The 18,583-nt window shown below is 66.1% G+C and carries 18 protein-coding genes; 6 read left to right on the top strand and 12 right to left on the bottom strand.

Annotated elements, in window-relative coordinates:
* Positions 1-51: 51 nt before the first annotated feature.
* A complete protein-coding gene (locus tag HWX03_RS17765; protein ID WP_174434023.1) occupies positions 52-378 on the top strand; it encodes a superinfection immunity protein in 327 nt (108 codons plus the stop codon).
* Positions 379-393: 15 nt separating this feature from the next.
* Here the strand turns inward: HWX03_RS17765 and HWX03_RS17760 are convergent, their stop codons facing one another.
* The 7 genes from HWX03_RS17760 to HWX03_RS17730 all read right to left on the bottom strand — a co-directional run bounded on the left by HWX03_RS17760 (position 394) and on the right by HWX03_RS17730 (position 6,896).
* Positions 394-1,554, bottom strand: coding sequence for a cytochrome P450 (locus HWX03_RS17760; protein ID WP_175872050.1), 1,161 nt, complete (start codon positions 1,552-1,554; stop codon positions 394-396).
* A gap of 127 nt (positions 1,555-1,681) precedes the next feature.
* Entirely contained in the window at positions 1,682-1,948 is a 267-nt protein-coding gene (locus HWX03_RS17755; protein ID WP_126368973.1) for a YodC family protein, read from the bottom strand.
* 344 nt (positions 1,949-2,292) lie between these two features.
* On the bottom strand, positions 2,293-3,153 hold the full coding sequence (locus HWX03_RS17750) for an isocitrate lyase/phosphoenolpyruvate mutase family protein (protein ID WP_174434021.1): 861 nt from the start codon (positions 3,151-3,153) through the stop codon (positions 2,293-2,295).
* 142 nt (positions 3,154-3,295) lie between these two features.
* Positions 3,296-4,963, bottom strand: a complete 1,668-nt coding sequence (locus tag HWX03_RS17745) for an ankyrin repeat domain-containing protein (protein ID WP_175872049.1) — start codon at positions 4,961-4,963, stop codon at positions 3,296-3,298.
* Between the two features lie 183 nt (positions 4,964-5,146).
* Complete coding sequence (locus HWX03_RS17740; RefSeq protein WP_175872048.1) at positions 5,147-5,572, bottom strand: GNAT family N-acetyltransferase; 426 nt, start codon at positions 5,570-5,572, stop codon at positions 5,147-5,149.
* A gap of 54 nt (positions 5,573-5,626) precedes the next feature.
* A complete protein-coding gene (locus HWX03_RS17735) occupies positions 5,627-6,487 on the bottom strand; it encodes a MurR/RpiR family transcriptional regulator (protein ID WP_174388330.1) in 861 nt (286 codons plus the stop codon).
* A gap of 55 nt (positions 6,488-6,542) precedes the next feature.
* On the bottom strand, positions 6,543-6,896 hold the full coding sequence (locus tag HWX03_RS17730) for a NirD/YgiW/YdeI family stress tolerance protein (protein WP_174434018.1): 354 nt from the start codon (positions 6,894-6,896) through the stop codon (positions 6,543-6,545).
* A gap of 233 nt (positions 6,897-7,129) precedes the next feature.
* On the opposite strand from HWX03_RS17730, the gene HWX03_RS17725 reads away from it, so the two are divergent.
* From HWX03_RS17725 to HWX03_RS17705, 5 genes are all read left to right on the top strand, one after another.
* Entirely contained in the window at positions 7,130-7,792 is a 663-nt protein-coding gene (locus HWX03_RS17725) for a response regulator (RefSeq protein WP_027781177.1), read from the top strand.
* Entirely contained in the window at positions 7,789-9,165 is a 1,377-nt protein-coding gene (locus HWX03_RS17720) for an ATP-binding protein (protein WP_175872047.1), read from the top strand. Before HWX03_RS17725 ends, HWX03_RS17720 begins: the two co-directional genes overlap by 4 nt.
* 320 nt (positions 9,166-9,485) lie before the next feature.
* Complete coding sequence (locus tag HWX03_RS17715) at positions 9,486-9,932, top strand: MarR family winged helix-turn-helix transcriptional regulator (RefSeq protein WP_175872046.1); 447 nt, start codon at positions 9,486-9,488, stop codon at positions 9,930-9,932.
* Positions 9,933-9,967: 35 nt separating this feature from the next.
* On the top strand, positions 9,968-10,336 hold the full coding sequence (locus HWX03_RS17710; protein ID WP_175872045.1) for an antibiotic biosynthesis monooxygenase family protein: 369 nt from the start codon (positions 9,968-9,970) through the stop codon (positions 10,334-10,336).
* A 150-nt stretch (positions 10,337-10,486) separates the two neighbouring features.
* Complete coding sequence (locus tag HWX03_RS17705; protein ID WP_175821921.1) at positions 10,487-10,654, top strand: hypothetical protein; 168 nt, start codon at positions 10,487-10,489, stop codon at positions 10,652-10,654.
* Positions 10,655-10,932: 278 nt separating this feature from the next.
* Here the strand turns inward: HWX03_RS17705 and HWX03_RS17700 are convergent, their stop codons facing one another.
* The 5 genes from HWX03_RS17700 to HWX03_RS17680 are packed head-to-tail and all read right to left on the bottom strand — an operon-like array spanning position 10,933 to position 18,495.
* Positions 10,933-14,058 carry a phage tail protein gene (locus HWX03_RS17700; RefSeq protein WP_175872044.1) on the bottom strand — a complete coding sequence of 1,042 codons (3,126 nt, stop codon included), beginning with the start codon at positions 14,056-14,058 and terminating at the stop codon, positions 10,933-10,935.
* The gene (locus HWX03_RS17695; RefSeq protein WP_175872043.1) at positions 14,049-14,426 is read right to left on the bottom strand and encodes a hypothetical protein; all 378 of its coding nucleotides are present in this window, start codon (positions 14,424-14,426) and stop codon (positions 14,049-14,051) included. The genes HWX03_RS17700 and HWX03_RS17695 overlap by 10 nt, the downstream gene beginning before the upstream one ends.
* A complete protein-coding gene (locus tag HWX03_RS17690) occupies positions 14,426-14,899 on the bottom strand; it encodes a DUF1833 family protein (protein ID WP_175872042.1) in 474 nt (157 codons plus the stop codon). Before HWX03_RS17690 ends, HWX03_RS17695 begins: the two co-directional genes overlap by 1 nt.
* Positions 14,900-14,903: 4 nt before the next feature.
* Positions 14,904-15,275, bottom strand: a complete 372-nt coding sequence (locus HWX03_RS17685; RefSeq protein WP_175872041.1) for a hypothetical protein — start codon at positions 15,273-15,275, stop codon at positions 14,904-14,906.
* A gap of 1 nt (position 15,276) precedes the next feature.
* Positions 15,277-18,495: a phage tail length tape measure family protein gene (locus HWX03_RS17680; protein WP_175872040.1), complete on the bottom strand. Its 3,219-nt coding sequence runs from the start codon at positions 18,493-18,495 to the stop codon at positions 15,277-15,279.
* Positions 18,496-18,583 lie beyond the last annotated feature (88 nt).

The raw sequence follows: 18,583 nt of genomic DNA, 5'->3' as shown, positions 1-18,583 counted from the left end.
ACGGAAAAAGCGCGACAATCAGCCTCATTGCAGTTCGGACGGAGCAGCACCATGCATGATGCAGTCCTGATTCAAGTGGCCGGTTCAGTCGCAGCGATCGCGCTCTATTTCCTGCCGGCCGTCATTGCCGACCGGCGCGGCCGGCACGACAAGCTGACGATTGCGATGTTCAACGCGCTGTTCGCGTGGACGGGCATCGGCTGGCTGATGACGCTGTACTGGGCGTGCCAGCCGAATCCGAGCACCGACGTCGCGCAGACGATCCTCGCGAAGCGCCGCGGCGTCAGCATGCGGACCTTCTCGACCGGCCTCGTCGAACGCGTGCAGCGCCGCGTCGCCGCCCAGGAGCGATGGGCGGAAAAGCAAGGCTGCCGTTAAGTCCCTCTTTCCCCTTCACCGCATCGCGTCGAACTTCGGCATCCTGACGTTGGTCGACGCGCGGTAATCCCACTTCAGCGCATCGCGCGGCGGCCAGCCGCCCGCGCGCAATCGCGCCGCGAACGCCCCCGCCGTCACCGCCCGTGCGATCCGTTCGCCCGGACATCCATGCGGCCCCGTGCCGAAGCCGAAATTCGGCCCTGCCGTGCGGCCGGGCATCAGCCGGTGCGGATCGCGATGCACGGCCGGATCGCGGTTCGCCGCGGCGAGCACGACGAGGATCGCGTCGCCGGCTTCGACGCTCACGCCTTCGATCGTCGTGCGTGCCGCGACGAAGCGGCGCGTGTTCTGCACCGGTGAATCGAAACGCCCGACTTCGGCGACGAATGCGTCGAGCGCGGCCGCGTCCGGCATCACGCCTGCTTCGCCGTTCCATGCCACGAGTGCATTGCCGAGCCATGCGGCCGTCGCCTCGCACGTCTGCGACAGCAACCCGACGAGATTCGCTACTAGCGCGCCGCTCGCCTGCCAGCCCGACGCGCGGGCTGCCTGCTGCACCGCGGAGACCAGCGTGCCGTCGTGCGCCTGCGACTGCGCGACGCGTTCCGTCATACGGTCGAGCAGTTGCCGCGCAGCGTCGCTCGCTCGCGCCAGCGCCGCGGCATCCGACAGCGGCGACAGCGCGGCGACGAACTCGACGACCCGCGCCGCAACGTCGTCGAGTTGCGTTTCGTCGAAGCCGAGCAGATCGGCGACCGCGCACACGGGCACCGTCATGCACCACGCGTTCAACGCGTCGGCATCGCCGGGCGCGGGCAGCCGTCGCGCGGCAAGCGCGTCGGCGCGATCGCGCAGCGCATCCGTGTCGATCGGCGCGAATGCCGCGCGCAACGCCTGCTTCGGCACGTCGTGTCGCGACGCGCCATCGTTCATGCGCACCAGCTCGCCGAACAGCGCACCGGCCGTCGTGCCGCGCAACGCGGGCGGCACCGGCGCGTCCAGCGGGCGCACCCGGCAGGCCGGATGGCCGAGCACGGCCGTCACGGCTGCCGAGCGGCTCGCGACCCACAGGCCGAGCGTAGCGTCGAACGCCAGCGGCGGCCCGTCGACGAGCGCGGCGTAATAGGGATAGGGATCGCGGTGCGTGACCGCGGCAATCGGATCGGTCGGGTTCATGCGTTCAGTATCGGCGCAGCGCACCGCCGCATGTTTCGGGATGGCGTGAAATGTCGTCGCACGGGCGCCACGCGCCGCCGGCCGCCGGCCGCCCGTCGCCCGGCGGCATTGCAGCGCCCGGCCGGCGTCAGGCCGCCGACCGGTAGCGGTGCGACTGCATGCGCAGCCGGACCCGCCCGGCCGAAATCGCGCGCGGCTCGGGCACCACCGTGTCGTGAGGGAACATTTCCTGCCGGAACTCGCCGTTTTCGTCGAACCACTGGCAGATCAGCCAGTCGCCGTCGTCGAACACGACCGGTCCCGCATACGTGACGGTCATGCGCGGCCCGCCCGTTTTCAGCGTCACGACATCGCCCACGCGAAACCTGACTCGGTGATTTTCTCGGATCGTCATCGCTCTCTCAGCTTTTTATATATTGAATATATTGATATTCCCGGCGGCCCACTCACCGGTCATTGGAACGTGCCGCAGATTATCAATCAAAAAATAATCCGGCAACTCCCCTGCACTGAAACGTTCTGAACGGCAACCTGCAACAATGCGCGGCATCGTCACGTATGACGGCCCGCCGAGCCTCATACCCGGCGCGGTTTGCGCGCCGGCTGCAGCCGATCGGGCGGAATGCGGAGAATAAACGACGATTTTCTCGTCGCCATCGACAATTAATGCGGACGCGAAACCGGTTGATTATTGTCAATCAATGCTTAAGTGGAAACGATTCCTGATTTTATTGGGGCTCATTCATCGAACAAAATCGGTGAATTATCCGGCGCAGCGAACCAGCGGTTGATATCGCGCCCCGGTACGGCCGCCCGGGTAAACGTGAACGTGCCGTCGCGCCTCATCTCCGTCGCCGCGCGCAGGAATGCGCCGAACGCGGCCCGCGCCAGCGCGCCGCCGACGCTGACGCGCTTCACGCCGAGCGCCGCCAGCTCGTCGAGGCTCAGCAACCCGCCCTGCAGGCCCATGACGACATTGACGGGCGCGCCGACCGCCCGGGTCACCGCCGCAATCTCGTCGGCGTCGGTGATGCCCGGCGCATACAGCACGTCGGCGCCGGCGTCGCGATAGGCGACGAGCCGCGCGATCGTGTCGTCGAGATCGCGGCGGCCGTGCAGGTAGTTTTCGCAGCGCGCGGTCAGCGTGAACGGAAACGGCAGCGCGCGCGCCGCGTCGACGGCCGCCGCGATGCGCTCGACCGACGCGTCGCGCGCATAGATCGGCGTATCGGCGCGGCCGGTCGCATCCTCGATCGAGCCGCCGACCGCGCCCGCCTCGGCCGCCAGCCGGATCGTTTCGGCTACCGTGTCGGGCGCGTCGCCGAAGCCGTTCTCGAGATCGGCGCTGACGGGCAGGCCGCCCGCGGCGACGAGATCGGCGATGTGATCGAGCATCGCGTCGCGGTCGATCGCGTTGTCGGGCTGCCCTTTCGAAAACGCGTAGCCGGCGCTGGTCGTGGCAAGCGCCTCGAAGCCGGCCATCGCGAGCAGGCGCGCGGTGCCGGCGTCCCACGGGTTCGGGATGATGAACGCGCCGGGGCGCGTATGCAGCGCACGGAAGGCTTCGGCGTGGCGGGCTTGCAGGTCGGAACGGGGCATCGCGAACTCCGGGAAGGTGTTGACGGTGAGCTTACGCCGGTCGTGCACGCGACGTTTCAGCGTTCGCCGAAATGTCGTCGCGCAACAGGAAAAACTCGCCAGTGCCGACTGCCAGCCGCCACGCATGGCCGCCCGCGTCGGTTCACGTCGATGCCGGCAGCCCGGCGTCGACGCCGAGCAACACGTCGGTGACGGCCTCGGAGAAGCGCATCGCGCGACCGTCGATCAGCACGCCATCTGGATTCGACGGATCGCGCACCGCTGGCGGCACGCCATGCGCGAGCAGCACGCGCGCGCACGCTTCCCAGTCGGCGTCGCCGACGCCCTCCGGTTCGTTGATGGACGCCCACGACAACGTACCGAGCGCGTCGCTGCCGAACCCGTGCAGGTCGCGCCAGCTTGCGCCGTGCGCGAGCAGGAACGCCAGCAGTTCGGCGTCGCCGCGGAACACCGCGTGATTCAGCGCGCTCGCGTCCCAGTCGCCGCCGCGCGCGGCGATCGGCCAGCCCAGTTCGACCATCACCTTCACCGCATCGCGCGAACCCCACGCGGCGGCGTCCGGCAGCAGCCGCAGCCGGTCATCGGACAGCGCACCGGGCAGTTCGCGATGGCGTGCCTGGATGCGCCGCGCGTCGTCGGCATCGGCGCGCGCGCAGGCCGCCACGAACGCGTCTTGCGCATCGAGCGCCTCCTCCGCGCCGGCCGCGCGCAACAGCGCCGCGACGTCGGACAACCCGGTCTGCATCGCGAGCCGGTACGCGCTGACGCCCGCGGCGGTCCGCGCGCGGGGATCGGCGCCGGCCGCCAGCAGCGCGGCAACATGGCGCGCCGGGCAACGCACCGCGATCGCGCGCAGCAACGGCGCGCCCCACATCTTCGTCGGCCCTTCGCCGGCCGGTTCGTTCGGATCGCCGCCATGCGCGAGCAGCCATTCGAGCGCGGCCGCGTCCGGCACGTCGAGGGCGCGCCGCAACGCATTCGTCCCGCTCACGCGTGCGCCGTGCTCGAGCAGCAGGCGCGTGCACGCCGGGTTCTCCACCGAGTGATACAGCGATTCGCCGTCGTTCGGATCGGCGCCGGCTTCCAGCAGCATCGCGGTGAGCGCCGGATCGCGATTGACGCCGGCGGCGCCATACAGCGCCGACAGCGGTGCCGACTCGTCGGGCTCGGCGAGCGAGGCCGGCGGATACCGGTTGCCGATCCGCTGGTTCGGATCGGCGCCCGCATCGAGCAGATGACGGGCGCACGCACGCAGCCTGGCCGCGAATTCGGGAAGCTGCCCGAGCCGCGAATGCGTGACGGCGACGAGCGGCGGCAACTTCAACGCACCGCCGGCGCGCGCGATCCAGCCGGGATCGGCGGCCAGCGCCGCCTTCACCGCGTCGAGATCGCCCGCCGCGCACGCGATGGCCGGGTCCGCCGACACGAGATCGGGATGGTCGAGCAGCAATTGCGCGGCGACGCGCGGCCGGGCCGCGTCGAAGCCGCCGGTCACGTCGGCGCCGTAGGCGAGATCGAGCCAGCGGCGAATCAGCAGCGACCGTGGCTGCCGCGCGAGCGCATGCGTTTCGACGAAAACGCCGAGATCGGCCCATGAAGCAAAACCGTACTCGCGCGCGATGCAGGACTGCGCGTCGTGCAGGCGGAGCCCGAGCGCGAGCGTTTCGTCATGCGTGCGATTCGCGGCGGCGGGCAGAAATTCGACGAAGCGCGCGACGGCATCGGCGTCGCCCTGCCGATACAGGCGCAACAATGCCTTGGCCTGCTTTTTCAGATGATCGGGATGGGCGTGGGGAGGCAGCTTTTTCATGCGGATCCTCGTGCATGGATGGCCGAAGGTCCGCAATACCGCCAGCACAAAGGATGTGGAAAGACTGGATTTGCTGCGACAGGTGGGTTGAACCCTTTCCGCGGACCCGGAAGCGACCTGCGTCGCTGCCCGGTATCGTAGGCGACGGCCGTCGGCATCGTCAACCGTGCGGCGCGGCGCCGCTCAGCCCGCGAGTGTCTTCGTCAGGAAGATGCGGGTGTGCCCGACCGGATAATCGGGCAGCTCGCCGAAGCGGACATAGCCGCGCTTCTCGTAGAACGGCCGCGCCTGGAAGTCGAACGTGTCGAGCCACGCGCTGTGGCAGCCGCGCGCGATGGCCTCTCGTTCGGCCAGATCCATGATGCGCGTGCCGGCGCCCTGGCCGCGCGCGGCCTCGGGCACCACGAGCAGGTCGACATGCAGCCAGCCGAATGCCGTACCGCCCCACAGGCCGCCGACCACCGTGCCGGCCGCGTCGGTCACGATCACGGCCAGCGGCCGGAAGTCGGCCGGGCCGGCCTGGCTTTCGTTGAAGCGGATGAGCGGCGCGACGATCTGCTTGCGCACCTCCGCGTCGCCCGCATCGGTCACTGCATAGGTCAACGTCATCGGTTACGTCGGGTCGTCAATGAAGGTTGGCTGAAACCGCACATCCCGCGCCCGTCAAACGACGTACGCGCCCTTCGCGTGCAGTTCCGCTTCGGTCCGCTCGAGCGCCGCGATCGCATCGCTGCCTTCGAGCGCCAGCAACTGCGCGACCAGCGCCTCGGCCATCGCATGCGCGGCCACCAGCGACGGAAAGAACGACGGGCTGTCGTGCGTGAAGATCAGTTGCGCGTCCGCGTGCAGCGCGATCGGCGACACCGCGCTGTCGGTGATCGCGACGATCCGGCTGCCCTGCGCCTTCGCGGCCTGCGCGACGCGCGTCGCTTCGGCCGAATACGGCGCGAAGCTGATGATCACGGTCACGCTCTGCTTCGCGATCGTTCGCAGCTCCATTTCGAGCGAACCGGCGACGCCGTTGAGCAGCGACACGGTCGGACGGAACAGCCGGTAACCGTAGACGAAACCGAACGCGACCGGATAGCACGAGCGAAACCCCGCCACGTGCACGTGCGATGCCTTGCGGATCAGCCTCGCCGCATCCGCGAGCGCGTGCTCGTTCTGCGCGGCGGTCGCCGACAGGTTGTGCTGCTGCGCGGCGAGCAGGTCGTGCGCGAGCGACGCCTTCGCGTCGGGCCGCACGAGCGAGCGCGCGCGCTGCGTGAGCGGCTCGGGACGCGTGCGCACGCGCGCGACGCACAGGTCGCGCAGCTCGTTCCAGCCGGGAAAGCCGAATTGCTGCGCGAGCCGCACGAGCGACGCAGGCTGCACCTGCGCGCGCTGCGCGACCTTGCGCATCGACGACGTGGCGACTTCGTCGGGATGATCGAGCAGGAAGGCGGCGCCCGCCTGGAATTGCGGGCTCAGCTCGGAAAATTGCGCCCGGATCCGGGACGCGAGTTCGTCGAAATTGGCGGCCATCTTGGTGAGAACGGGAACCGGTCGTCCATGGTATCACCGGCCCCGCGCCCACCGGTCAGCGCAGTACTTCGACGTGATCGGCGTCGACCTTCACGCGGCCCGACCATTTGCGCTCGAATTCGCCGGTCAGCTTCACTTCGTTCTGGTCGCTGACGGGCTGGCCCGCTGCCCACAGCTTGTGGTCGATCTCGACGCGGATCGAGCCGGTGGCGTCGGCGAACTCGTAATCCTCGCCGCCGACGTGCTTGACGATGCGCCCCTGCAACTGCACGTGCTGGTCGTCCCGGCCGTTGGCGAGCAGCTCCTTCACGGTCGTCGTGGTCAGCGCGGACGGCCCCGTGTATTGCGCGTAGACGGCGGCAGGCAGCGCGACGAGCGCCACCGCCAGGATTCTGGCCAGGTGTTTCATGATCGTGGTCCTCTTCTTCGATGCGGCGCCGCGCTCCGTTGAACGCGACGGCGCCAGATTACGGACCGTAAGATTAAGCAAACCTGAAGGGTATACCGAAGCGACACGGTGCCGCATTGGACGAGTACGAAAGCAGGCCGCGCACCGCGCGCATTTAAGCTCGGCCTAAGACGCGTGCGCTTATCATGACAACCCCGGGCGCCGTGGCGCCCCCGTTGGAGAGACACGAATCCATGCGCGTACTGCTCGTCGAGGACGATCCGCTGATCGGCAGCGGGCTCGAACAGGGCCTCAAACAGGAAGGCTTCGCGGTCGACTGGGTGAAGGACGGCGACGCCGCGTCGCTCGCGCTGCGTGCCACCGGCTACGGGCTGCTGCTGCTCGATCTCGGACTGCCGAACCGCGACGGTTTGTCAGTGCTCGCCGCGCTGCGCCGCCGCGACGAAAACCTCCCCGCGATCATCATCACCGCGCGCGATGGCGTGCCCGACCGCATCGCGGGCCTCGACAGCGGCGCGGACGACTATCTCGTCAAGCCGTTCGAGCTCGACGAGCTGCTCGCCCGCATCCGCGCGGTCAGCCGCCGCCATGCAGGCCGCGCGCAGACGACGCTCGCGATCGGCCCGCTGCGGCTCGATCCCGTCAAGCATCTCGTCTGGCTCGACGACGACGAAGTGCCGCTGTCGCCGAAGGAATTCGTGCTGCTGCACGAGCTGATGCGCGAACCGGGCGCGGTGATTTCGCGCGAACAGTTCGAGGAACGGCTGTACAGCTGGGGCGAGGAAATCGAGAGCAACGCTGTGCAGGTGCATATCCACAACCTGCGCAAGAAACTCGGCCACGACATGATCCGCACGGTGCGCGGCGTCGGCTACCGGATCGGTGACGGCACGTGACGCGCATGCAACGCGCGGTCGCGCGCTGGCGCAACGCATCGCTGCGGCGGCGCCTGCTGACGTGGCTGCTGCCGGCCGCGTGCGTGATCGGCCTGGTCGCGAGCGCCGGCACTTACTGGGGCGCGCTGCGCGAACTCGACGACCTGCTCGACGACCAGATGCGCAGCATGTCGAAACAGATCGTCGTCGGCCCGAACGGCGAGCTGTCGTTCAGCAACCACGCCAAAGGCAAGCACGGCTTCGAAGCGAGCGACCCCGATGCGGTACTGCTGCAGGTGTGGCGCAACGGCACGCTCGTGTATTCGACCGACCGCGATTCGAAACTGCCTCCGCCCGCGCAGCAGGGCATCGCGAGCGTCGACGTCGGCGGCCAGCCGTGGCGCACCTATGTGACCGAGCGCGGCGGCACGACGATCCGGCTCGCGCAGGCGCGGCATGCGCGCTGGGAAGCGATCGCGGGCATCGCCGTCCACCTGCTGTGGCCGGTGTTCTCGATGCTGCCGCTGCTCGCGCTCGGCCTGTGGTTCGGCATCGGCGCGGGGCTGCGGCCGCTGCGGGCGATTGCGTCCGGCCTGAAACGCAGGAATGCGAACAACCTCGAGCCGGTCGACGTCGCATCGATGCCGAACGAGGTGCGCCCGCTCGCCGAAGCGATCAACGACCTGCTCGCACGCCTCGACCGCTCGTTCACGTTGCAGCGGCACTTCATCGCCGATGCCGCGCACGAGCTGCGCACGCCGATCATGGGGCTGTCGATCCAGTCGGAATTGCTGCGACGCGCGGCGAGCGCCGACGAACGCGAGCACATCCTCGCGCAAATCCATGCGGGCACGACGCGCCTCGGCCACCTCGCCGAACAGTTGCTGACGCTCGCGCGCCTCGAACCCGATGCGCAGGCGGCCGCCTCTGCGTCGGCGCCGGTCGATCTCGCCGCGCTGTGCCGCTCGGTGGTGTCGGACCGCGCGCGCGTCGCCGACGCGCACCGGATCGATCTCGGTGCGATCGTCGGCGCACCCGTGATGGCCGCGGGCAATGCCGACACGTTGCGCGTGCTGCTGAACAACCTCGTCGACAACGCGATCCGCTATGCGGGCGAAGGCGCGCGCGTCGACGTGTCGGCGCGCATCGACGGCACGACGCCCGTGCTCGAAGTCGCCGACGACGGCCCCGGCATCCCGGAGGCCGAACGCACGGACGTGTGGGAACGCTTCTATCGCGGCGAAGGCGCGCAAGCCGCCACGTCGTCGGGCAGCGGGCTCGGGTTGTCGATCGTCAAGCGGATCGCCGAACAGCATCGCGCGACCGTCGCGCTCGGGACCACGCGCGGCGGGCGCGGGCTGACCGTCACGGTGCGCTTTCCGCGGCCGGCCTGATGCGCGGGCGGCGGGCGGCTTGTCCACAGATAATGTTGGCAAGCTTGTGGACAACCTTCCATTAACGGCACCAAGCCCTTGATCGAAAAGGGTTTGTCGTGCGTGCGCGGCAAATGCGCCGGCGCGGGGCAAGCACGCGCTCGCGTCAGTTGTCCTAGACGATCCGCTCGATCCGAAGGCCGGTCGAGGTTTCGACGATGTTCGCGTGCTTCTCCACGCTGCAATACAACAACCCCTTCGTCTGGTGACGCTCATCCGTCAACTTGACAACCAGTTGTCCATTACGTAAAGTAGTTGTCAATTTACGATCCGAGCTGGATATGACGAAATCCGACAAGTTGACCGCCGTCGCGCTGTCCGTATTCCGGTTGAACGGCCTGCTGATCGAATGGGGCAACACCTTCGCCGGGCCGCACGGCTTGACCAGTGCGCGCTGGCAGGTGCTGGGCGCGATCTCGATGGCGCCGGACGCGCCGAACATTCCGCAGATCGCCGATGCGATGGGCATCACGCGGCAGGCCGTCCTGAAACAGATCAACGTGCTGACCGACGAGGGGCTGGTGCTGTCGTTGCCCAATCCGGCGCACAAGCGCTCGCCGTTGTATGCGCTGACGCCGCGCGGCGAAGTGGCCTATCAGGCCGTGGTCGAGCAGTGGCAGCGGCATGTTCGCGACATCGCCGGCGACTTCAGCTCGACCGATCTCGACGCGGCGCTGCGCGTGCTGTCGGCGATGTCCGGCGCGCACGGCCAAGACGGCCACGCATAGCTGCCCGTTTGCCCTCTACCCCACCAGGAGTGCCCATGCCTCAGTTCAAGCCGATGGATCCGGCCTTTCCGATCCAGCAACAGATCGCGATCGACGCGGCGCCGGTCGTGCTCGTCAACGTGTTCACGCTGGCGCCCGCCGACGAAGCCGACTTTCTCGCCGTCTGGAAGGACGACGCGGCGTTCATGAAGCGGCAGCCGGGATTCATTTCGACGCAGCTTCATCGCGCGCTCGGCGACAGCCCGACCTACCTGAACTACGCGATCTGGGAATCGACGGACGCGTTTCGCGCGGCCTTCACGCATCCGGAGTTCGTCGCGAAGCTGTCGGCCTATCCGTCGTCCGCCGTCGCCAGCCCGCACCTGTTCCAGAAGGTCGGCGTGGCCGGTATCTGCACCGCGTAAGCCCGCGTGCGAAGCGTGGCATCGGCCGCATCGCGAACGCGGACTTCTCCACAGAAAATGTTGGCAAGCTTGTGGATATCCTGCGCACCACGACGCTAAACCCTTGATCCGATGGACTTTGGCACGCGTGATGCAGACGAGGCGCGAGTCATGGCCATCGCGCACACCGCTTCGCCGCACTTCGCATCACGACGCCACGACGAGGTACGTCGTCCGATGCTCGTCGTCACCACCGCAGGCCTGCCGGGCCGGCGCCGCGCCACTTACCCACAGATTTTGTTGGCAAGCGTGTGGATATCCTGCGCAAGCCTGCGCTAACCCGTTGATCGGCCTACGATTCGTGCCGCGCGTCACCGTTTCGGCAACGTGCGGCATCGGCATGCGCGAACACGGACGATCCGGCGCGATCGCAGCGTCCTGCCGATGCCTTGACGCCCGCGCCCGTCACGCCTCAAGATCACGCAAGCCGCACATGGCCGCGCATCGTGAAGCCGCGCGCGATAAATCGGGCCGGGTAAGCGCGATAAATCAGGTGCAGCAATAATTTCGTGTCGGAAAACAGGATTACACCACACGAAACTGACGGTTACCGCCGATCACGAGACGACGACGTCGACCACGTCACCCTCGATAGCAACCGGTGTGCCGGCAGCAACAGGCAGCGCATGGATATGCAGACGCGTTCCCCGGGCGTATGCCGGCAATAACAGCTCAGATCCAACAACCGTCAGCCGGCCGGCAATCGGCACCTGCTGCTCGGGGCCGCCCGCGACAGCGACGCGCACGTCGGCACCGACCGCGCCATCCAGTTCCCACGTCACCCGTTGGCCACCGTCGGCCATTCGCGACGCTGCCAGATTGAACAGACGCGCGACAACCCGCTCGCCGCTCGCCACACCCGGCACGTTGCCGAGTCCCCATTCCAGCGGGTAGTACTCGGCCACCTCGTCGCGTGCCGTGATCCGCACGCGGCGATCGCTGCTCGGCTCCGTTCCGATGATCCGCACTCGCTTGCCCGGCGTCGGCGCGGGGCCGGCCAGCCAAGTCCAGTCCTCGGGCACCGTGTCCTCGTAGAACGAGCTGGCGGCCGAGTTCGGCTCGCTGGCATCGAGCCAGCCCGGGGCGCTGTCGGCCGACCAGACGTCGAGCAGTTCCACCTTGCGAGTTCGCCCCACCGGCCGCGCGCATCGGTACGAGACCGGATCTGCACCTGGAGGCGTCACCATCAACCAGAACTCGGTGTCACCCGGCACTGCCTCGACCTCGGCCGACAACGTCACGCTCCGCACCCGGCCGGCGTCGACGTCGATGGCGATCAGGCGACCGCTGTAAGCCCAACGTGTCAGGTCATGCGCAAGCTGGATCACGTCGCCGGTCGCCACTGTCAGACCGAACGCTGTGCTTTCCCACGTGATCGAGCGCCGGAAGTAGTGCTTGGCTGCAGCGAGTAGATTGACCAGCCGTTGCGCCTGGCTGCGCGGCATCGAATACGCAGCGTCGACCGACTGCCAGTTCACCGGCTGGGTGACGCCGGGCAGCGTTGCGCGTACCTCATCGGGCTGGTAGTCGTTGTCGGCCTGGGTGTAGGACATGACGAATCCGTCGACGGACTCGTCGGTGTCGTAGGCGATCTTGAACGTGCCAGCGACGATGTTACTGGCGCCGAACGCAGCCGTCGAAGGCTGGCCCGCGGCCTCCCACCAGACGCTCAGCTTGCCCGGCGCCCAGCTCATGCGCGCGCGGCCGGCGGCTGCGATCGTGTTGAGCACCGTGAAAACGCTCTTCACGTCGGCCAGGCTGAGATGGCATTCAAGATTCTGCGCTGCGCACCACTGAGCCCAGGCGATCAACGTGCCGTAGTCGATATCGGTGTTGGCGAGGCCCGCGCCGAAGATCCGCTCGCCGTTGGTCGGGTTCGGCTCGTCGAGCCAGCCCGCGAGCCCGAGGTGTGCCGGCGCGGCGCTCGCGTTGAGAAACCCGCCACGGGCGTAGTAGAGATACAGGAACCCAGGATTGACCGACGCCTGCCAGATCCAAGCGCCGTTGCCGGTTCCGGGTATCGACCCGTCCCAAGGCTGATTCGATGCCCACACCCAGCATTTCATTTCGACGAGGGCCGACAGACGATCGACCTGTCCATTGAGCTGGCCAGTCGCGCGAATGATCAACCCTTCACGACGCTGAGCGGGATACAGAGCATCACCATCACGGAAGAATTTGATCCGTATCAGTTGGAGCTCCGAGACCTGGTTCGCATCGGTCGGCTCGACCGTCGTCCGCCGCACGCGGACCTTGATGGCGACTTGGTCGAGGTATGCGGAGAATGTCTCGCGCACGATCCGCGTCGAGCCATTTGTGATCGTCATCGGTGAAAACGGAAACGGCAACCATGTGCTGTTGCCCGGCGTCTGATACTCGGCTTCGAAGGTGCACGACAGGTTGGCGATATTGCCCGCCTCCTGACGTAGCAGGCGACCGCTGATGTCAATCTGGATGAACCGTGCGGCGATCGATCCCTGGCGCTCGATCCAGCCTCCATTCAGCACGTTGGCGTGCTGCTCTAATGCACCGCCCTCGATCGTTTGCACATTGCCCGGATAGCTGTTGCTTGGCCAATTCGGGCTGCTGTAGCCGATCAGTTGGGTGCGATCGCCTTGCCCGGGTGGCACCGAGCTGACATCCAGCTGCACCGCGTTGTACTGCGCCAAGTCGTTCGCGCCAACGCGCCGATCGCTGACAGAAAGGTCGCCGAACCCATAGTTGAAGATGCTGACGAGCTGCTCGGTCTTGTACGTCACCGTGTAGCCGTAGCGCGTGATAACGGCTTGCGGCGTATCCATCGGCAACCATTGCGGCGGGAAAAAACCGGAAGGATCCGCCTGTACGAACTGCTCGTAGGTCGTAGCCTGATCCGGCCCACTGCCGGAACCATCAGTGCTGTGCCTTGCGACGAACGTATGAGGCTGAGTGACCGGTCCGTCCGTTGTCACATACGACCGCACAGCGTTGTCGCCGTAGTAGTCGTAGTTCGCGTCCGAACGGATTAACACCCACGGCTCATCCACCTCTGGCGGAAACCCACTGAACCCGAACTCAGGTGGAACCAGTTGCACCGTCTGCGGTGTGGCGTTGATGACCTCGGTCGTCGTGCTTGGGTCGAGGATAAATTCGCCGAACGGGCGCGAACCGTAGTCGGCAAACACGCGGTGCCGACCGAGCACGATCAGCAGTGGATCGTACGGCCGAGCGCTGTTGCTGCCGCCCTCGATCGAAAATGCGGTCGGCGAATCGTCATTGGAGCCCGAGGAGGTCGACGGCCGGCGGGCGGTTAGCGAGCCAAGGATCGTCGTTGCAACGAAGGCGATCGCCGCACCGACCGCAAAGCTGACCGTCGCACCGATCACGGCGGCCACTGTTGCACCGACCTCTAACTGCATGATGGCCCAGGCTGCAACCTTGCTGGCCTCGACGCCGGCGACCGTCTGGCGAATTACGAGCATGTCGCCACCCGCGACCACCGTGCTCGATAGCAGATCGTTCGGAATCGCGCGCCCATTCAGCAAGACGGCCAAAACCGTACCGCCCAGCCCGATCCGGTCAATGATCGCGCGCACGGTATCGCCGCCTGTCAGCGCGACGCTTCGGCTTTCCCGGTCTGCAGCCGGCCGGAGCGGATTCGGCGAATAGACGACCTGAGCGGCCGGAAGTACGGTTACAGCCATGCGTAATAGCCCTCGATTCGATACCAAGCGGGAAGCCGATGGAGCGGAGACAAGACCGAACTGCCAGTGGCCTGGTCGCTATGCAGGATGTAGGGGATGCCCTCGACGACGACATACAGACCAATGTGAGCGCGGCGGCCGCGCGCCCACATCAACACACCACAACCGTCGACAGGCGCTGCAATCGGTTCCGCGAACTCGGCAGCGTGATCGACGATCAGCGATGAGCGGTGCGCGAGGTCGTCATGTTGACGGCGCGGGAATCGTACGTTGCGGCCGAACTGCTCACGTAACACTCGCTCGACGAGCTGTCCGCAGTCGAGTTCCGCATGCGGGATACCGAGATAGCGCTCAGTCCAGTGCGCCATCAGAAAATCCCCGGCGCCGTTTCCGGCCGATACGTATATGCAGTGCCCGGCATGTCGAGAATTCGTGCATAGCCCAACTGTCCCGATACGGCGACAGTCGTGACCTGGATGTTTCGCAGATCGAGGCGCAATTCGTCTTCAATGAAATCGGGGTTGCTGCGCATGATCTGCCGGGCGGTCACGCGCGTTCCCTTGCCGCCGTGCGTACGCTCGAAGAACGCACCGAGCCCACCGCCGAGATTACCGATTGAGAGTTGCGAGACAGGTGCCTGCTGATCCTGGTCGTCCGGCCACACGAACTGGAAGGCGCAGGCGACGTAGTTGTTGCCGTTGCTCATGATGTCCTGGTTGTCGTTGACGTATCGCAGCGGCTCGGCGAGCAGCGCGTGCGAAATCTCCAGCAGGATGAGCGGCATGTCGGCCGGCGCAAGTTGCTGGGCCGCGCGGCGGAAAATGGGCGACTTACGTGCCACGGGGTTACCTCCAGAATTCGAGGGTGAACGAGACGGAGAAGTTTTGCATCAGCTTGTCGAGCAGCTTGTACGTGACCGTCCCGTTGACGATGCGTGCGCGCCGGACAGCAGTCCCGGCCGGATCGAAGATATCCGGCCAAGCGAAGTAACGGGCGCCCTGGACGAGCTCCGTGCTGCGCCAGTGCTCGAAAGCCTCGCGATCCTCGGGACTGCGGAGCCGATACGTCAGTCCAACCTCGTACCGCGAGAGCGATTGAATCGGCACCTGTGCGATGAAGCCGTCGTCCATCTCGGTGCGCTCGACGCCCGTCGTTGCCTGCAACTGTGTGTCGTCGAGCATGTGCTGTGCATAGGCGGGAAACTTGGTATAGGCCATATCAGCTCCGGCTCAGCGCACCCTTGAGCGCACGCGTCATTGGCCCGTTAGTGTTCGCATCTGCGAGCACCACCCGGGTGACCATGTCTTTCCCGTCGAAATAGGATTCCGCCGAGACTGCGCGCTTGGGCGTGTCCTGGTTGACCAGCTCGACCCGCGTCGAGGTCGCGCTGCTCGTCGTCGGCGTCGCACTGGAGACTGCGCCGCCGGTCGCAAAGCGCGAAGCCGCGCGAGTCGCCGACACGAGCCCGCCGAACGCGAACGCCGGCTTCGGAAGGCGCAGCGTTCGAACGGCCTCCATGAACGGAAGGCCGTAGTGCTGCACCGCGCGTTCGTTCTGGATGAACTCGCCGTTGCTCACGGCGATCGGCCGTGCACCGCCGACCAAAGCCGGAATGCTGTCGCTCGTGCCCGTGCCGGGGCCGCGAATCAGCCCGCCCTCGGCGAATCCGAAAATGCTCTTCACGCCACCGATGATGGACCCGAAGAACGTCGCACCGCCTGCGGTCGAATCGGGCGTGAACAGGTTTGTCAGCAGACGTTTGATGTCGGAGCGCACGATGTCCGCTGCGATCTGTTTGAGCACGGTCGATGCGGCTTGCCCGAGGTTCTCGAAGTTCGACACCGCGGACGCGGCAGCGTCGGCAGCACCGTCGACGAGGGTGTTCTTGAGGCGCGTGCCGAGATCCACGACGACCGGAGTCGCTGCCGCCACCTGGTTCTGCAGCGCACCGACGCTGGTTGACATCTTGTCGATCGCGGCAGCAGCATCCGCCGGCATCGCTCCCTTGATCCGCTGCAATTCGTCGACGATCGCCTGCAGCACGGGAACCTGCGCGGCTCGCGCATGATTGATCTGCGCTTCGGCCTCAATTTGACTGATCTGCCCGCGGGCTGCGCGCTGTTGGTATTCCTGCTCGATCACACCCAGCTGCGCCTGCAGACGCGAAGCTTCTTCCAGCTTCGCATTGAACTCAGCTTGTGCAGAACCGGCCTCGATCAACATCTCGATTCGCTGCTGCGAATCAATGACTTCAGCCGGGTCGCTCAGCGAAAACGATGCTTTGATCTGGTCGGCATACTGCGTCCGCAGTTGCTGCTCGATTGCTGACCGATCGAATTGCCCGGTCAAATTCGCCGTATCGATACGCAGCTTGACAGTAAGATTCGCGAGTTTGAGTTCCTCCTTCCTACGCCAATCGTCAAGTTGGCGGTCGCCCTTGGCAAGCTCAGCGTCGAGACCCTTGATTTGCGCTTGAATCTCGATGCGCCGCTGCTTGCTCGTCTTCGGATTGACGAGTTCGGTCTCAAGGATTTCTCGCTCTGAAGCAACTTCCTTATGCAGTGCATCCGTGCGTTTATCGTAAGCATCGTTGATGGACAGGCGGCCATTTTCGAGCGCCTTGACGATCAGTGCATCGGATTCCTGGAACGTCTTGCGCAACGTTTCGAGATCGGCCTTCGCCTGTGCGGCAGCGATCGCACCGGCATTGCCTCCCTGGCCCCGGTTGGCTCGGTCGGTGACGGCCTTCAGGCGCTCGTTGTACTGAGCCTGTGAAATGCCGCCGCCGGCCGGGCCGGCCGCAAGCAACTGATCGAGCTTCTTCTTCTCGTCGGCGATCTTCTCCCGCGCGGTCTGATACGTCTTCGTCTGCGACTCAAAATCGTCCCGCAAAGCCTTGATGTGCCGATCCTTCGCCGCCTTCGCCTCGGCTTCGTCGGCCGCCTTGTCTTCGGCGGCCTTCTTTTGTTTCAGGTTCGCCAGCTTCGTCTGCTCGTCGGCCAGTGCCTTGTCGGTGCCGAAAAGCGCTGACATGGTTGGCGACGTGTTCCGACTGGTCAGTTGCTCGATCCGCGCCTGAGAATCCTTGATCTGCTGTTCGAGCGACGATTGCTTGCCGAGCGACATCATCCAGCCGACCGCTTCCTTCGCCGCATCGGAGATACCTTTGAGCGCACGCTGCAGCACGCCGAGGTTCTCCGGCAGCAACTTGCCGAAGCGCTGCGCCAATGCCTCGCTGATCTGCAGCTGCGCCTGCTCGGTTTGCCCCTGTTCGATGAGCTGATTGATGTATGCCCGCTGTGCCGGCGTCAGCAGATTGAACTGGTCGTCCAGTTCCTTGATTGCTTGCTTCGGGTCAACAAACATCCGAGCGAGGCTTGCGGCCGCTTTGTCCGTGTCTTGACCGGTCGTCTCTGCATAGCCGGAGATCGCCTTCGTCAGGTTGCCGATTGTCTCGATCCCGAGGCGCCCGGTCTGCACCATCGCAATCGCAGCCGACTGTGCTGCAGCCTCGCTAATCCCGCTGACGTCGTGCGCTGCCTTCGCGACTGATTCGATGCGGCCGAGCGTCGCGCCCGCCGCGTTGCCGGTCGACTGCAGTGCGATATTGAACGCCAGTAACTGCTGTTCGCCCTTGTACACGCTGAGTGCGAATGCCCCGATGGCACCGCCGATGACCGCGATCGCGGCGGTGACAGGGGTGATGAGCGAGAACACACCACGCAACGCGGCACCGAACCCGCCGAACGAATCGCGGATCTGGCCACCCTGCTGAATCGCAACCATCCACACCGGCATGCCTGACGACAGACTGGTGACGACGTCGGTGATCTGCGCCGGCAACTGGCGCATGGCCTGCACGGTCTGACCGGCGGATGCGCCGGTACCTCCAAGCTGCTTTTGTGCCTGCGCCATCAATCGGTTGTGTTGATCGACAGTAATCAGGCCCTTGGAGAGCGCCATGTTGAGCTCGTTCTCTGCTGCGGCCAGGCGCTGCGCGCTGTATGCGGTGGGGTCGAGCTGTCCAATAAGGCGTTGGATCGCTTCGCGCTCGCGATCGGTAGCAGCAGCCGCGGCCGTGGTCGCCTGCGTCTGCTGCTGGGTCTGCGTGGTGAGAGCTGTGGTCTGAGCGGTTGCGCCTTGCGTCGCGGTGGCCTGCTTGGCTGCAGCCTGCGCCGCCTGGCCGGCAGCCTGTGTTTGCTGCTGTAATGCGGTCGTCGCCGTGGCCGAAGCGCTTGCCGCCTGGTTGGCTGCAGCTGCGTTTGGGTCAGTCGCCGACGTCGACGTCGGCGAGCTCCCCGCCGAGCTGACCGCAGCCGTCGTCGATTGCGCGCTCTGGCGCAGGTCGTTGAGTTCCCGCTTGAGTTCGCTGAGCGCGCGCCGGGCATCATCCAGTTTGGGCTGTACGCGCAGTGCGACGGAAAGCTCTGATGTCACGTGGTGCTCCGATTACGATCCATGTCCCGCCAGGGCGGCGACCGTATGGATCGCCTGGTGCTGGGCTTTCAGTTCAGCCTGCTCCGCG

The sequence above is a fragment of the Burkholderia sp. BCC0397 genome (assembly GCF_902832865.1).
In the GTDB taxonomy this organism is placed as follows: domain Bacteria; phylum Pseudomonadota; class Gammaproteobacteria; order Burkholderiales; family Burkholderiaceae; genus Burkholderia.
Note: the sequence above shows the minus strand (reverse complement) of the source record. Positions and strands in the feature narration are given on the sequence as shown.